This window comes from Pseudomonas sp. LM13, from assembly GCF_041381355.1.
GTDB classification, from domain to species: domain Bacteria; phylum Pseudomonadota; class Gammaproteobacteria; order Pseudomonadales; family Pseudomonadaceae; genus Stutzerimonas; species Stutzerimonas frequens.
On sequence record NZ_JACBXH010000024.1, the window covers coordinates 1 to 15558 of the forward strand.

Here is a 15558-nt window from a genome sequence, read left to right on the forward strand (position 1 = left end):
GCGAAAGGCATCAACCCCAAAATTGATCGTAAGCAAAAACTTCAAGCTGTCCGTTTCGCGACGGAGAACAGCTTCAAGGTTGTGTATGCGGATTCCACGCTGACTCGGACACCCATTCCACGCACATCCGGACAGTGATTCCACGCTGATCCGGACACTCATTCCACGAGCATCCGGACACCGATTCCACGGCCATCCGGACACTTTCCAGGCAGGCAGCTACGCAGGATTTATTCACTACCATCGACCTCTTTTTCGAAGCAGAGAGGTCGTCGTGGAGCGTTTGTCCATGCGTAAAATCCGTGAGGTGTTGCGCCTCAAGTTCGATTGCGGGCTGTCTGTCCGTAAGATCTCCCGCAGTCTGGGCATAGGCCACAGCAGTGCCGGTGATTACCTCTGTCGCTTTGCCGCCAGCGGTCTAGCCTGGCCCTGCTCGTTGTCCGATTCCGAACTGGAACAGCAACTGTTCCCACTGGCCCCTGCGGTGCCCAGTGAGCAGCGGCCACTGCCTGATTGGTCTTGGGTGCACGCCGAGCTGCGTCGCCCCGGCGTGACCCTGGCGCTGCTCTGGCAGGAGTATCGCCTGAGCCAGCCGCAGGGTTTTCAGTACAGCTGGTTCTGCGAGCACTACCGGGCCTGGCAGGGCAAGCTGGACGTGGTGATGCGCCAGGAACATCGTGTCGGCGAGAAGTTGTTCGTCGACTACGCCGGGCAGACGGTGCCGGTGATCGACCGGCACAGCGGCGAGATCCGCCAGGCGCAGGTGTTCGTCGCGGTGCTCGGCGCCTCCAGCTACACCTTCGCCGAAGCCACCTGGTCGCAGCAGCTGCCGGACTGGCTGGGCTCGCATACCCGCTGCTTCGCCTTCCTCGGGGGCGTGCCGGAGATCGTGGTGCCGGACAACCTGCGCAGCGCGGTGAGTAAGAGCCATCGCTACGAGCCGGACATCAACCCGAGCTACCGCGATCTGGCCGAGCACTATGGCGTGGCGGTGGTGCCGGCGCGGGCGCGTAAGCCGCGCGACAAGGCTAAGGCCGAGGTCGGCGTGCAGGTGGTCGAGCGCTGGATCCTCGCCGCGCTGAGGAACCGCCAGTTCTTCTCCTTGAACGAACTCAACAGCGCCATCGCCTTATTGCTGGAGCGCCTCAACCGACGACCGTTTCGCAAGCTGCCGGGCTCCCGGCACTCGGCCTTCGAAGCCCTGGATCGTCCGGTGCTGCGGCCGCTGCCGGAGCAACCCTACGTGTATGCCGAGTGGAAGAAGGCGCGTGTGCACATCGACTACCACGTCGAGGTTGATGGGCACTACTACTCGGTGCCGTACCAACTGGTGAAGAAACAACTGGAAGTACGCCTGACAGCGCGCACGGTGGAGTGCTTCCACGCCAATCAGCGGGTGGCCAGCCACCTTCGCTCACCGCACAAGGGCCGGCACAGCACACAGGCCGAGCACATGCCCAAGAGCCATCGCGAGCACGCCGAGTGGACGCCACAACGGCTGATCCGCTGGGCTGAGCAGACCGGGCCGAACACGGCCGGCGTGATCAGCCACATCCTCGAACGGCGCATCCACCCAACCCAAGGCTACCGGGCCTGCCTGGGCATCCTGCGCCTGGGCAAGACCCATGGCGAAGTGCGCTTGGAGTTGGCCTGCCGTCGCGCCCTCAGCCTCGGTGCGTGCAGCTACAAGAGCCTCGAATCGATCCTGCGCCAGGGTTTGGAAAGCCTGCCGTTGGCTCAAGCCAACCTGCCCCTGCTGCCGGACGACCACGCCAATCTGCGCGGCCCCGGCTACTACCACTGAACACAAGGAATCCCACCATGCTGCCCCATCCGACCCTGGACAAGCTCCAGACCCTGCGCCTGACCGGCATGCTCAAGGCACTCGCCGAGCAGCTGAAAACCCCCGACATCGACAGCCTGAGCTTCGTGGAACGCCTCGGCCTGCTGGTCGACCGCGAACTGACCGAACGCGACGACAAGCGCCTCAGCAGCCGCCTGCGTCAGGCCCGGCTCAAGCACAACGCCTGCCTCGAAGACATCGACTACCGCAGCCCGCGCGGACTCGACAAGGCGCTGATCCTCCAGCTGAGCAGCGGTCAGTGGTTACGCGACGGACTCAACCTGATCATCAACGGGCCCACCGGCGTGGGTAAAACCTGGCTGGCCTGCGCCCTGGCACACCAGGCCTGCCGAGAGGGTTACAGCGTGCGTTACCTGCGCTTGCCGCGCCTGTTGGAAGAGTTGGGCCTAGCCCATGGCGACGGGCGCTTCGCCAAGCTGATGAGCGGCTATGCCAAGACCGACCTGCTGATCCTTGATGACTGGGGCCTGGCCCCGTTCACCGCCGAACAGCGCCGCGACATGCTGGAGCTACTGGACGACCGCTACGGCCAGCGCTCGACCCTCGTGACCAGCCAAATGCCCGTGGACAACTGGCACGAACTGATCGGCGATCCAACCCTGGCCGATGCCATCCTCGACCGCCTGGTGCACAACGCCTACCGGATCAACCTCAAGGGCGAGTCGATGAGAAAGCGGGTGAAGAAATTGACGGCGCCGGGCGCCTCAGACTAACAATGCAACCCCTGCGTCGCTGCGCTCCGACTGCCTGTCCGAATGATCGTGGAACAGGTTTCCGGATCAGCGTGGGCTGAGTGTCCGAATGGCGTGGAATCCGCAGTTGTGTATCTGCAGTGGCTTGCCCACCGCAAGCTGGAACTAAAGGAGGGCAGGCAGAGTACCCTCTCGCAGATCCAGCGTATCTTCGATAAAGACGTTCTGCCCGCGTTAGGCTCAGTATCCATCTTCGATATTTGCCGTCCCGACCTGTTGGATGTGCTCGCGAGTATCGAGCAGCGCAGGGCATTTACCACTGCCGAGAAAGTGCGCACCTGGCTCAGGCAGTTGTTCCGCTTTGCGATGGTGAAAGTCGAAGGGTTGGATGGCAACCCGGCATCGGACCTGTGCGTAGTGGCTGTCCCCAAACCGCCTGTGGCCCACAATCCCTTCCTGCGGCTACCTGAGCTGCCCAATCTGCTGAACAAGCTGCGCCGTTATAGGGGCAGGATCACTACGCAACTCGGTATTCGTTTGCTGCTGCTGACGGGTGTGCGTACTGGGGAGCTCCGCCTGGCGACTCCGGATCAGTTCGATCTTGAGCGCGGCTTATGGATCATTCCCCCTGAGGTGGTCAAGCAGCTGCAGGATGGTATGCGCAAGCGTGGACAGAGGCCGCAGGATATTCCGCCCTATATCGTGCCGTTATCGGTCCAGGCCATCGAGATCGTTCGCTATCTGCTGGAGCAGACCAAGCCAGCCCAGCGCTATCTACTTGCACACCGAAGCGAGCTGAGAATGCGCATTAGCGAGAACACGCTGAACGGCGCGATCAAGCGCATGGGCTATAAAGATTTGCTCACTGGTCACGGCATCCGTGGCACGCTCTCCACGGCGCTCAACGAGTTTGGTTACCCCAAGAACTGGGTGGACGCCCAGCTCTCGCACGCGGACCCCAACAAGGTCAGCGCCACGTACAACCACGCTCTGTATGTGGAGCCCCGCCGGAAAATGATGCAAGACTGGGCCGATCGGCTCGATTTGTTAGAGCAGAACAAGATCAAAGCGGCCAGTACGCACCTTACTATCCGCTTCGATGGTATGCCGCTGCTAGACCAAGGTGCGGAAATGTCCTTCGACCCTGTGGATGATGGTAAGTCGCTAATTCTGGGGTCGTCAGTTGGTGGGCCTATTGAGCGCCTGTCGATGGTGGCTAGAGCTTAGATTTCAGTTGTTGCGGTGTGCTTGGCCTGAAAGGAATGACAGCCGGCATCGCCGGCTGCTCTGATGACAGTAGGCTGTAGTGGCGATTGCATTTCCGTTAGCCTGTTGGCCTGCCAGGGGTAGAACACTCCCCTCCAGAAGTGGAGGGGCTAATCTAGATTCGGCCGTTGGCTTGGCGCAGGCGTTTGACGAAACTCTCAGCGTCGGTTTCGCCAACAGTGCGGAGATCTTGCCATTCTTCGCCATTGGGAGCGAATAACTGCAGTGCCGGTGGGCCGAACAGCTGGTAGCGGTCGAGCAGGGCGCGTTGCTCGGCATCGCTACGCGTTATGTCGAAGCGCACCAGTCGGTAACCGGTCAGTTGCTCACGCACGGCGGGCGCTGCCAGCACTTCTCGTTCAATTACCTTGCAACTGATGCACCAGTCGGCGTACCAGTCCAATAGCAGTGGTTGGTCGGCATCTTTCGCTGACAGCAGAGCGGCATCCAGAGCAGCTGGTGTATCCACGGTCTGCCAGCCGGCGTTAGCGCCGGTCGGAAGTACGGCTTTGGCGTCCAGCTGACTCAGCGGTCGCAGCGGATCGGATTGACCTTGCAAAGCGCCGAGCCAGGCGCTGACACCGTAGACCAGGAGCGCCACACCGAGTAGTTGGGCGAGCCTTTGCCGGCCGGACTTGAGAGTGAACTCCAAGGCACCGAGCCAAATCGCGCTGCCAACTGCCAAAAGGCCCCACAAGGCCAAAGTCACTGGGGCGGGTAGCACGCGTTCCAGCAGCCATACGGAGACAGCCAGCAGCATCACGCCGAAAGCCTTGCGCACACCGACCATCCAGGTGCCAGACTTGGGTAGCAATGCTCCGCCGCCGATGGCGAACAATACCAACGGCGCGCCCATGCCCAACCCGAGGGCAAACAGCTTAAGGCCGCCACCCAGTGCGTCGCCGGTGGTGCTGATGTAGAGCAGTGCGCCGACCAGAGGGGCAGTCACACAGGGCGAAACCAGCAGGCTCGACAGTACGCCGAGCGTGGCGGCGCCCAACATTGAACCCCCGCGGGCCTGGCCGGCTAGGAGATCCAGTCGTTCGGTGATAAAGCGCGGCATGCGCAACTCGAATACGCCAAACATGGCCAGAGCGAAAACAGTGAAGAACATCGCAAAGGGCACCAACAGCCACGGTGACTGCAGGCGCGCTTGTAGGTTGAGGCCAGCGCCGAACATGCCCATTAGCGCACCAAGCAGGGCGAAGCTGGCAGCCATGGGGAGTACGTAGGCAAGCGATAGGCGTAATCCACGCGTTCCGCCGAGTTGTCCGCGTAATACCACGCCAGACAGAATTGGCAGCATTGGTAGCACGCAGGGTGTGAAAGTCAGGCCCAAGCCCGCCAGGAAGAACAGCGCCAGACTACGCCAGTCAATGGCGACCCCTTGTTGCAGGGCTGCAATGAGGGGAGGATCACCTACCTCGAAGCTGCGAATCTCTGGCGGATAGCACAGCCCCAGATCAGCGCAGCCCTGATAGCTCACCTGTAAGGTGAACGGTGTGTTCTGAGGGTTATTAACGGGTAGCAGCAAGTCGGTAACGCCGTAGAACACCTCGACATCGCCAAAAAAATCATCGGTTTTCGGTTCGGCCGGGGGCCATTGCGGGGTGCCGATTGACACTTGCGGGTGGTCGCTGGTGAATGCGAAGCGATGTTTATAGAGGTAATAACCCTCGGCATTTATGAAGCGCAGGCGGATGCTGTCCTTACCAGCTTCCAACAGGTCGAGGCGGAAGGCCCTGTCTACCGGAAGGAAATCCTGGCTGTTATTCAGCGGAGTGCCAAACAGAGCCGACTGAGGACGCGAAGAATCAAATATCTCGGCGTTGGCTGGCAAGGCAAGCAGTAGCAGCAGACACAGCAGGAGGCGGGACATGACCATCTCGCGGGCTAATAACGAAAAGGAGGTGAATTTCAGCTTGTTAACGGAGCCGGGCCTTTTGAAGTGCGGGCTGGGGATGGCCTCCGCTGCGATTCAGTGCATCGCAGGATGCCAGCCAGTACCAGCCCGCCCGGCGAACCGCTATTAATTCGGGGCTTGTTCCAGCGGATAATTGGCAATGACCTTTTCTCGGCCAGTGCGGGTTATCCCGATCACCTGGTAGGGATGTTTGACGTCGCCATACTCCATGCCTGGTGAGCCAGCCGGCATGCCTGGCACGGCGATGCCCAGCAGGTCAGGGCGCTTGCGAAGCTCCAAAATCTGCGCAACGGGCACGTGGCCTTCAACGAACTTTCCATCGATCACGCCTGTATGGCAGGAAGCCAGACGCGGTTTCACGCCGAGGTCTTGCTTGACCGTGTTCATGGTGCGTTCGACGTGATCGCGGACTTCGAAGCCGTTGTTCTCCAGGTAGGTAATCCAGTCCTTGCAGCACCCACAGTTGGCGTCGCGGTGCACATCAATGATCAGGGGTTGCGCGGCCTGGGCGGCGCCACTTAGCAGCAGGGCGGCGAGCGCCGCGGTAGTCAGTGTTCTGGACATAAAAAACCTGTTTCCAATGGTTTGCTCACTTGCAACAGCAGCCACCGCTGCCACCGCATCCGGTTTTCCTGGCGGGGCTCGATGAGGCCGCCGGACTGCTCAGTTGGGCGGGGTATCCAGCATCACCCAGGGCGGCGACAAGCACATCGCTGTCGCACTCAGCGCTGACCCGCACACGTGCCGCTTGCAGATCGACATCGACCTCGGTGACGCCTTCAACTGCATTGAGCGCCTCGGTGACATGCAGGACGCATGAGCCGCAGCTCATGCCTTTGACACTCAATTCAACAGTGCTCATGACAATCTCCTTGCGAGGTTACTGCAGGGGTTGAGGCAATTCTCAACCTTGCCAAGGTGGCAAGGTCAAGAGTTTCAGTCGATTGATACCTTGCGCAGTCTCAAGGCGTTGAACACCACCGAAGCGGAGCTCATGCTCATCGCCAGCGCTGCGATTATTGGTGACAGCAGGAGGCCGGTCAGCGGGTAGAGCAGGCCGGCTGCCAATGGAATGCCCAGAGCGTTGTAGAGAAAGGCGAAGGTCAGGTTCTGGTGCATGTTGCGCACGGTGGCCACCGACAGGCTGCGCGCGCGCAGGATGCCGAGCAGGTCGCCCTTGACCAGCGTGACCTGGGCGCTGTTCATCGCCACATCGGTGCCGGTGCCCATGGCAATGCCGATATCGGCGCGCGCCAGGGCCGGGGCGTCGTTGATGCCGTCGCCGGCCATGGCCACGCGGTGCCCTTGCTGTTGCAGCGAGGCGGTCAGGCGTTCCTTGTCCTGCGGCTTGACCTCGCCGTGCACCTCCTCGATACCCAGTTCGCGGGCTACGGCACGGGCAGTCGTCAGGCCATCGCCGGTGGCCATGATCACCCGTATGCCGTCTGCCTGCAGGCGCTGGATCGCCAGTTTTGAGGTCGGTTTGATCGGGTCGGAAACCGCCAGCAGGCCGGCCAGTACGTTGTCCACGGCCAGGAACATGATGCTCACGCCTTCGCCGCGCAGCTGTTCGGCATGTCCCTTGAGCGGGCTGGCATCCACGCCGGCATCATTCATCAGCGCGGTGTTGCCCAACTGCAAGTCGCGGCCGTCAACCTTGCCACGCACGCCGATGCCGGAGGCCGATTCGAAGGTTTCAGGCGTGCTCAGCGCAAGGCCCTGGGCACGGGCATTATCGACGATGGCGTGTGCCAGGGGATGTTCGCTGCCCTGGTCCAGGCTGGCGGCCAGTCGCAGCACCTCGTCCCGCGTGAAGCCGGGCGCCGCCTCGACGCTGTGGAAAGCAGGGCGGCCTTCGGTGAGGGTGCCGGTCTTATCTACGATCAGAGTGTCGATCTTGCGCAGGTTTTCTATCGCGGCAGCATCGCGGAACAGCACGCCGCTGCCGGCCGCTTTGCCGGTGGCGACCATCACCGACATCGGCGTGGCCAGGCCCAGGGCGCAGGGGCAGGCAATGATCAGTACCGCGACTGCGTTGATCAGACCGAACACCCAGCTCGGTTCCGGCCCCCACAGGCCCCATACGACAAAGGTCAGAGCAGCGATGGCGATGACCGCCAGCACGAAACGCCCGGCAATGACGTCGGCCAGCCGCTGCATTGGCGCCTTGGAGCGCTGCGCTTGGGCTACCATCTGCACGATCTGCGCAAGCACGGTCGAGCTGCCGACCTTTTGTGCCTGCATCACCAAGCTGCCGTGGCTGTTGAGGGTAGCGCCGATCAGGCTATCACCGACGCGTTTCATGATCGGCACCGGCTCGCCGGTCAGCATCGACTCGTCCACCGCGCTTTCGCCTTCCACCACCATGCCATCAACCGGCACTTTTTCGCCTGGGCGCACCCGCAGCTTGTCGCCGCTGTGCACGTGGGTGAGGGGTATGTCCTCTTCGCTGCCATCGGCGTTGATACGCCGGGCGGTCTTGGGCGCCAGACCGAGCAGCGATCTGATTGCCGCCGAGGTCTGCGAGCGCGCCTTGAGTTCCAGGATTTGGCCGAGCAGAGTCAGCGAGATGATTACCGCTGCCGCCTCGAAGTACACGCCGATGCGTTCACCCTGCATGAAGTGGTCGGGGAATACGCCGGGCGCCAGGGTGGCGATCAGGCTGTACAGGTAGGCGGCGGAGGTTCCGAGGCCGATCAGCGTCCACATGTTCGGGCTGCGGTTGATGAACGATTGCACGCAGCGCACGTAGAAGGGCCAGCCGGCCCAGAGCGCCACCGGGGTGGCTAGCGCCAGTTCGACCCAGTTCTGCGTGGCGCCGTGAAACAGCGAGATAGCGTGCTCACCCATTGCCAATACAGTGACAATCACGGTCAACGGCAACGTCCACCAGAAGCGTCGAGAAAAGTCTCTGAGCTCCGGGTTGTCCTCTTCTTCCAGTTCGGGCATGACCGGCTCCAGGGCCATGCCGCATTTGGGGCATGTGCCTGGGCCGATCTGCAGTATTTCCGGGTGCATCGGGCAGGTGTATTCGGCGCCGTGATCGACGGTCGGCGTCTCGCCGTGAGCATCCCCAGCATCCAAATATCTGCTTGGCTCGGCATTGAATTTTTCCAGACAGCGTTGGCTGCAGAAGAGCAGTTGTTGGCCGGCGTGGCTGGTCTGGTGCGGACTGTCGGATTTGACCGTCATGCCACAAACAGGGTCACGATCCGATGGGGTCTGAAGTGTGGGATGTGGCTGATTGGCCTGAGACATTACCGCTCCTGTTAAACCTGTCTACGCACACGCGGGGGTATTTTATATAGGGTATCCCTGACGGGCTGACAGCCGCCTGACCCAAGATTTACATTATTGTAAGCTTGCGGCAGACACCTGGGCATTCCGCCAAGAAATGGTTCCTTTGAAAAAGCTGACATCGATGTAATGTCCAGGTCATCTGCATGACAGGCCTGATCTGCAATAAAGCCAGGCAATAAAAAACGCTTCTTAATTCGAGGCTCGGATCACTAACGAGCCCATGCTTTTCCTTGTGCCGACTCTGCGTGCTACGGAGCTAGATCTGATGAATATTTTGAGAAAAGGAAGTGGCTCATTGGTGCACCTTTCGCTCTGCGCGATGAGAGAGAGCCTGGTGGACCTAGCCGAAGCTGGGAAAGGTTTTGGCTTTCGGCGCTGCGATCAAAGGGGCCGGCATAGCAGAAAGAGGAAACTATGAACTGGATCGTTCAACCGTTGCCTGGCAGCCAACGAGTGCTGCTGGCTGCTGTCACCCTGGGCCTTGTTCTGAGCGGCAGTGTTCAAGCCGCACCAGAGTCAGCCGAATTTGGCGCCACCTTGCCTCCGCTGCTCGACCTGCTCGAACGCCAGAGCCCTGAGCTGCGGGCTGCAGGGTATGAGAGACAGGCCGCCTGGGAGCGGCCCGACGTGGCCGGCTCGCTTCCTGATCCGATGCTCACGTTCGAAGAAATGGGTATCGCCCGTGACGACCCGAGCCTCTCGCCGAGCGGCGTCGGCAGCACACGCTACGCGTTCCGTCAGACCTTTCCGCTGGGCGGCAAGCGAGGGCTTGCCCGCGAGATCGCCGAGGCGGGCGCAGAGCAGGCGGTGGCGCGCGAGCGCCTGAGCCGGGTTGAGCTCAGAAGCCTGGTCAAACTCGCCTTCAACGAATACCAGTACGCCCATGCCGCCACCCAGGTGACCGAGGAGTTGCGGAGCCTGGTGGATGAGCTTGAGAGCATCGCCGAGGCGCGCTACCGGGTCGGGCTTGCACCGCAACAAGACGTGATCAAGGCGCAGACCGAGCACAGCAGCCTGCAGAGCGAGCTGCTAACGCTGGAGCGTGACCGGCGCGGTACTGCGGCGCGGCTCAACGGTATTCTGGCCCGCCCGGCGAACGCGCCGCTGGCGACGCCTGCCGGTTGGCCCGCGCTGCCTGCCGCGGTGCCTACCCTGGCGGAGCTGCAGGCGAGAATCCTTGGCGGCAATCCTCAAGTGGCCGAGCTCAATGCACGGATTCAGGAAGCCCGGCGCGCCGAGGAGCTCGCGAATCGAAACTGGATTCCGGATATCACCGTCGGCACCGCCGTTGTGCAGATGGGCAACCGCGCCGAAGAATTCGAATTGATGCTGGAGATGAACGTTCCACTGTGGGGCAGGCGCCGCAGCGCCGAGCAGCGCGAGGCCGTCTCAATGCGCTATGCCGCAGAGGCGCGGCGCGAAGATGTCAACAGTCGCCTCGCCGGTAGCGTCGGTGAAGAATGGTCGGCGTTGGAGACAGCCTTTCGGCAGCACGCGCTAATCGAAAGAACGCTCTTGCCGCAGGCGGAACTCACCTATCAATCGGCGCTCGCCAGCTATCAGACCGGCAACGTCGATTTCGCCACCTTGCTCGATGCCCAGCGACAGATCCGTCAGCTGCGGCTGTCGCTCCTTTCGTATGAACTGGAGCAGCGCGTACGGGTGGTGGAACTGGAGCGTCTTATCGGAGCAGAGCTATGAAACGCAGCATGATTCTGGGCGCCGGCACGTTCGCCCTCGCCACCGCAATCGCCGGGTTTGCCGGCGGTTACCTGATGGCGCAAAAGCCAACTTCCTCAGAGAACGTCGATAGCAGCGCGCCACAGGAGCGCAAGGTCCTCTACTACCGTAATCCCATGGGCCTGGCCGACACCTCGCCGGTGCCGAAGAAGGACCCGATGGGGATGGACTACATCCCGGTGTATGCCGACGAGGCGCCCGCTGGCGCGCGGGGCGAGCGCAAGGTTCTCTACTACCGTAATCCCATGGGCCTGCCGGACACCTCGCCAGTGCCGAAGAAGGACTCCATGGGCATGGACTACATCGCCGTCTACGAGGGTGAGGAATCCGGAAGTACCGTAACCATCAGTCCCGACAAGATCCAGCTACTGGGTGTGTTGACCTCGCCGGTCGAGCGCCGCGTGCTCACGCGCACGGTGCGTGCCGTCGGTACGGTGCAGGTGGACGAGCGTGGCCAGTACACCCTGGCGCCGAAGTTCGACGGATGGATTGAGAAGCTCCATGTGAACACCACCGGCGAGCCGGTCCGTAAGGGCCAGCCGTTGATAGACGTCTATAGCCCCGAGTTGGTCTCGGCGCAGCAGGAGTTCTTGATCGCCAATGCTGGACGACAGCGCCTAGCGGCTGGCAGTGCGAATGCCAGGCAGGGGGTCGCCTCACTCTCAGAATCTGCCATGCAGCGGCTAGGCAACTGGGATATTGGCGAAGCACAGCTTGAGCGCTTGCGCCGTACCGGCAAAACCAGCCGTACCTTGACGATCACCGCTCCGGTGGATGGGGTCGTACTGGACAAACCAGCGTTGGAAGGCATGCGCTTCCAGCCCGGGGACGTTCTCTACCGAATTGCGGACCTCGATACCGTCTGGCTTATCGCTGAGGTATTCGAGCAGGACCTGGCGTTGGTAAAACCGGGGCAAGCGGTACAGCTCACGGTCAGCGCCTATCCAGGCCGCCATTTCACTGGCGAGGTGACCTTCATCTACCCCGATCTCTCGCCGCAGACCCGCACTGTAAAGGTTCGTATCGAGCTGTCCAATCCCGACGGCCTGCTCAAGCCGGCCATGTTTGGCACTGCCCAGCTGGCTGCTGGGGAGCGCACACCCGTGCTCGCGGTTCCCGACTCGGCGGTGATCGACAGCGGCACTCGGCAGGTCGCACTGGTCGCCCTGGGTGAGGGTCGCTTCGAGCCGCGCGAACTGCTCACCGGCAGACGGGCAGACGGCTTTCTTGAAGTGCTTGAAGGGCTGGGCGAGGGAGAGTCCGTGGTCACGCGGGCCAACTTCCTGATCGATGCCGAGAGCAACCTCAAGGCAGCGCTGAGCGGCATGAGCCCGAAGTCGGCGGCAGCCGATGCCCATGATCATGGGAGCCACGAAAGTCCTGGCCATGCCGCCACCCCGACCGATGACGACGCACACAGCGGCCATGCTGGCCACACTGAAAGCAGCGACGACAATCATGGGGGCAGTCACGGGAGCAGCGAGACTCATGCTTCGCCGGATGATGTGCATGACCACGAAAGCCACACTAAGCCAGGAGCACATTCCGGTCATGTCATGCCGGATGACCACGACAACTCCCATGGGGGGCATTGAATATGCTCTCCAGAATCATTGAATGGTCGGTTCGCAACGTCTTCCTGGTGTTGCTCGCCACGCTGATCATTATCGGCGCCGGCGTCTACGCCGTGGTGAAAACCCCGCTGGACGCGTTGCCGGATCTGTCCGACGTGCAGGTGATTGTCTACACCGAGTTTCCAGGGCAAGCGCCGCAGGTGGTAGAGGATCAGGTTACCTACCCGCTCACCACCGCACTGCTCTCGGTACCCAATTCCAAGGTGGTACGGGGCTTCTCGTTCTTTGGCGCCTCCTTCGTTTATGTGATTTTCGAGGACGGCACCGATATCTACTGGGCGCGCTCGCGGGTGCTTGAGTACTTGAACTTCGCCTCCAAGAGCCTTCCAGCTGGAGTGACACCGGCGCTGGGGCCGGACGCCACCGGCGTTGGCTGGGTCTACCAGTACGCGCTGACCAGTGCGCGGCATACCCTTGCGGAGCTGCGCACGCTGCAGGACTGGTTCGTGCGCTATCAACTCACCAAGGCCGAGGGTGTGTCCGAAATCGCCAGCATCGGCGGCTTCGTCCAGCAGTACCAGGTCACCGTCGATCCGCAGAAGCTGCAGGCCTACGACATCCCGTTGAGCCGCATTTCCGACGTCATTCGCACCAGCAATGCCGACGTGGGCGGTCGCATCGTGGAAATGAGCGAGACCGAGTACATGGTGCGCGGTCGCGGCTATTTGCGTGGTGCAGCGGACATCGAGAAACTGGTGCTCAAGGCCGCGGGCGGGGTGCCGGTTCTGCTGCGCGATGTGGCGCGCGTCGAGCTCGGCCCTGATGAGCGTCGCGGCGTGGTCGAGCTCAACGGGGAGGGCGAGGTGGTCGGCGGCATCGCCGTCGCCCGCTACGGCGAAAATGCCATGAACGTGATCGACAACCTGAAGGCCAAGATAGAGGAGATTCGTCCCGGCCTGCCGGAAGGTGTCGAGATCGAGCCGGTATACGACCGTTCGGATCTTATCCAGCGCGCCGTGGACAATCTCAAGGTCACGCTGCTGGAAGAGTCGATCATCGTCGCGCTGGTGTGCATTGTGTTTCTTCTGCATGTACGCAGTGCGCTGGTGGCCATCCTCATGCTGCCGGTGGGCATCCTGATCGCCTTCATCGTCATGCGCTGGCTGGGGCTCAATTCCAACATCATGAGCCTGGGCGGCATCGCCATCGCTATCGGCGCAATGGTGGACGCGGCCATCGTGATGATTGAGGCCGCGCACAAGCACCTGGAGCGAGCGTCGCCGGACAAGCCGAGGGCAGAGGTCATCATTGAAGCCTGCCGCGAGGTGGGGCCGGCGCTGTTCTTCTCGCTGCTGATCATTACCGTTTCCTTCCTACCGGTGTTCACGCTGGAGTCCCAGGAAGGACGGATGTTCTCGCCGCTCGCCTTCACCAAGACCTTCGCCATGGCGGGTGCGGCGGTACTCTCGGTGACGCTGGTGCCGGTGCTGATGCTGTTGTTCGTGCGCGGGCGGATCATCCCCGAGCACAAGAACCCGGTGAACCGTTTCCTGATCTGGATTTATAGCCCGATCATCCATATCGTGCTGCGATGGAAGGTGACAACCATCGTGGTGGCGCTCGTGGTTTTGGGCGTGAGCATCCTGCCGGCGCGCCAGCTTGGCAGCGAATTCATGCCGAGCCTCAACGAAGGCACGCTGCTGTACATGCCGGCCTCGCTCCCGGGCATGTCCATCACCAAGGCTGCGGAACTCATGCAGGCGCAGGACCGGATCATCAAGAGCTTTCCCGAGGTAGCCTCGGTATTCGGCAAGGCGGGCCGCGCGGCCACGGCCACCGACCCGGCCCCGATCGAAATGTTCGAGACGGTGGTCAACCTCAAGCCGGAAGAGCACTGGCGGCCGGGAATGACGATGGATAAGCTCATCGCCGAGATGGATGAAGCGCTCCGGTTTCCGGGTGTGGCCAACAGCTGGACCATGCCCATTCGGGGGCGCCTGGACATGCTATCTACCGGCATACGAACGCCCATTGGCATCAAGGTGTTTGGCATGGACCTCGCCGGGATCGAGCGGCTGGCCACCCAGATCGAGACGGTTGTGCAGGCGGTGCCCGGGACAACCAGCGCGTTTGCCGAGCGCATCACGGGTGGCTTCTATCTTGATATTGCCCCCGACTACGATGCCCTGGCCCGCTACGGCCTGACGGTGGGGGAGGTGCAGATGGTCATAGCCACTGCGTTGGGCGGCGAGCGTGTGACCACGACCGTGGAAGGGCGCGAGCGATTCGGCGTCAGCGTTCGCTACCCACGGGAGCTGCGCTCCGACCCGCAGCGTATTGCCACCGAGGTGCTGGTGCCCACGCCGGGCGGCGCACAAATTCCGCTCGGGCAGCTCGCCGATATCAGCGTTTCCAAGGGCGCGCCCAGCATTCGTACCGAAAACGCGCTGCTCTCAGCATATATCTATGTCGATATTCGCGGCCGCGACATCGGCAGCTATGTGCGAGAGGCACAGCAGGCGGTCAATGATCAGGTGACCTTTCCACCCGGTTACTACGTGACCTGGAGCGGCCAGTTCGAATACATGGAGCGGGCGGCGGAGAGGCTAAAAATCGTCGTGCCGCTGACCCTGGTGGTGATCTTCCTGCTGCTGTACCTGAATTTCCGCCGGCTTACCGAGACGCTGATCGTCATGCTCTCGGTGCCGTTCTCGCTGGTGGGTGGTATCTGGCTCATGTGGGCGCTGGGCTACAACTTCTCGGTGGCCGTGGCGGTGGGCTTCATCGCCCTGGCTGGCGTGGCTGCCGAGACCGGTGTGATCATGCTCATCTACCTTGACCATGCGCTCGCCGAGCGCCGAGCCGAACGGGAAGCAGCCGGCGAGCAGTTAACGGTGGCTGATCTCTACCAGGCAGTCATAACTGGTGCAGTCGAGCGAGTACGGCCGAAGATGATGACGGTAGTGGCCATCATGGCCGGCCTGCTGCCGATCATGTGGGGCACCGGTACCGGCTCGGAGGTGATGCGACGCATTGCCGCGCCGATGGTGGGTGGGATGATTTCTTCCACCGTACTGACGCTTGTGGTCATTCCGGCGATCTACATGCTGGTCAAGCAGCGTGGCCTGGCGGTGGTCGCCCGGTAGCGTGTTCATTCGCAGCTTACCCGGAGGTCTGGAGGCGCCACCTAGGCCTCCG

9 protein-coding genes and 1 pseudogene are annotated in these 15558 nt (G+C 61.9%); 6 read left to right on the forward strand and 4 right to left on the reverse strand.

From position 1 onward, the window contains the following. Window positions 1-289 precede the first annotated feature (289 nt). The 3 genes and pseudogenes from istA to HZR81_RS15105 form a co-directional block, all read left to right on the forward strand. Window positions 290-1804, forward strand: coding sequence for an IS21 family transposase (istA, locus tag HZR81_RS15095; protein ID WP_038408847.1), 1515 nt, complete (start codon window positions 290-292; stop codon window positions 1802-1804). A gap of 17 nt (window positions 1805-1821) precedes the next feature. After that, on the forward strand, window positions 1822-2577 hold the full coding sequence (istB, locus tag HZR81_RS15100; protein ID WP_038408850.1) for an IS21-like element helper ATPase IstB: 756 nt from the start codon (window positions 1822-1824) through the stop codon (window positions 2575-2577). 108 nt (window positions 2578-2685) lie between these two features. Continuing rightward, window positions 2686-3663: pseudogene (locus HZR81_RS15105) on the forward strand (tyrosine-type recombinase/integrase); the annotation flags it as partial. 274 nt (window positions 3664-3937) lie between these two features. Here HZR81_RS15105 and HZR81_RS15110 read toward each other — a convergent pair. From HZR81_RS15110 to HZR81_RS15125, 4 genes are all read right to left on the reverse strand, one after another. Beyond that, entirely contained in the window at window positions 3938-5701 is a 1764-nt protein-coding gene (locus tag HZR81_RS15110) for a protein-disulfide reductase DsbD (RefSeq protein ID WP_312301013.1), read from the reverse strand. Between the two features lie 150 nt (window positions 5702-5851). Next, complete coding sequence (locus HZR81_RS15115) at window positions 5852-6310, reverse strand: DUF411 domain-containing protein (protein ID WP_312301011.1); 459 nt, start codon at window positions 6308-6310, stop codon at window positions 5852-5854. Window positions 6311-6335: 25 nt separating this feature from the next. Next, window positions 6336-6608: a heavy-metal-associated domain-containing protein gene (locus HZR81_RS15120; protein ID WP_312301395.1), complete on the reverse strand. Its 273-nt coding sequence runs from the start codon at window positions 6606-6608 to the stop codon at window positions 6336-6338. A 74-nt stretch (window positions 6609-6682) separates the two neighbouring features. Continuing rightward, entirely contained in the window at window positions 6683-9004 is a 2322-nt protein-coding gene (locus HZR81_RS15125) for a heavy metal translocating P-type ATPase (protein ID WP_500128605.1), read from the reverse strand. Between the two features lie 456 nt (window positions 9005-9460). Here HZR81_RS15125 and HZR81_RS15130 point away from each other — a divergent pair, with 456 nt between their 5' ends. From HZR81_RS15130 to HZR81_RS15140, 3 genes are read left to right on the forward strand one after another with little or no spacing between them, the layout of a single operon-like run. Next, complete coding sequence (locus HZR81_RS15130) at window positions 9461-10747, forward strand: TolC family protein (RefSeq protein WP_500128606.1); 1287 nt, start codon at window positions 9461-9463, stop codon at window positions 10745-10747. Then, the gene (locus tag HZR81_RS15135) at window positions 10744-12381 is read left to right on the forward strand and encodes an efflux RND transporter periplasmic adaptor subunit (protein ID WP_500128607.1); all 1638 of its coding nucleotides are present in this window, start codon (window positions 10744-10746) and stop codon (window positions 12379-12381) included. Before HZR81_RS15130 ends, HZR81_RS15135 begins: the two co-directional genes overlap by 4 nt. Window positions 12382-12383: 2 nt before the next feature. Next, window positions 12384-15506 (forward strand): efflux RND transporter permease subunit, encoded by a 3123-nt coding sequence (locus HZR81_RS15140; RefSeq protein ID WP_500128608.1) that lies wholly within the window; start codon window positions 12384-12386, stop codon window positions 15504-15506. Window positions 15507-15558 lie beyond the last annotated feature (52 nt).

Excerpts from the sequence above, each read along its gene's own strand:
- istA (WP_038408847.1), top strand. The coding sequence starts at position 290 with ATGCGTAAAATCCGTGAGGTGTTGCGCCTCAAGTTCGATTGCGGGCTG.
- istB (WP_038408850.1), top strand. The coding sequence starts at position 1,822 with ATGCTGCCCCATCCGACCCTGGACAAGCTCCAGACCCTGCGCCTGACC.
- HZR81_RS15110 (WP_312301013.1), bottom strand. The coding sequence starts at position 5,701 with ATGTCCCGCCTCCTGCTGTGTCTGCTGCTACTGCTTGCCTTGCCAGCC.
- HZR81_RS15115 (WP_312301011.1), bottom strand. The coding sequence starts at position 6,310 with ATGTCCAGAACACTGACTACCGCGGCGCTCGCCGCCCTGCTGCTAAGT.
- HZR81_RS15120 (WP_312301395.1), bottom strand. The coding sequence starts at position 6,608 with ATGAGCACTGTTGAATTGAGTGTCAAAGGCATGAGCTGCGGCTCATGC.
- HZR81_RS15125 (WP_500128605.1), bottom strand. The coding sequence starts at position 9,004 with ATGTCTCAGGCCAATCAGCCACATCCCACACTTCAGACCCCATCGGAT.
- HZR81_RS15130 (WP_500128606.1), top strand. The coding sequence starts at position 9,461 with ATGAACTGGATCGTTCAACCGTTGCCTGGCAGCCAACGAGTGCTGCTG.
- HZR81_RS15135 (WP_500128607.1), top strand. The coding sequence starts at position 10,744 with ATGAAACGCAGCATGATTCTGGGCGCCGGCACGTTCGCCCTCGCCACC.
- HZR81_RS15140 (WP_500128608.1), top strand. The coding sequence starts at position 12,384 with ATGCTCTCCAGAATCATTGAATGGTCGGTTCGCAACGTCTTCCTGGTG.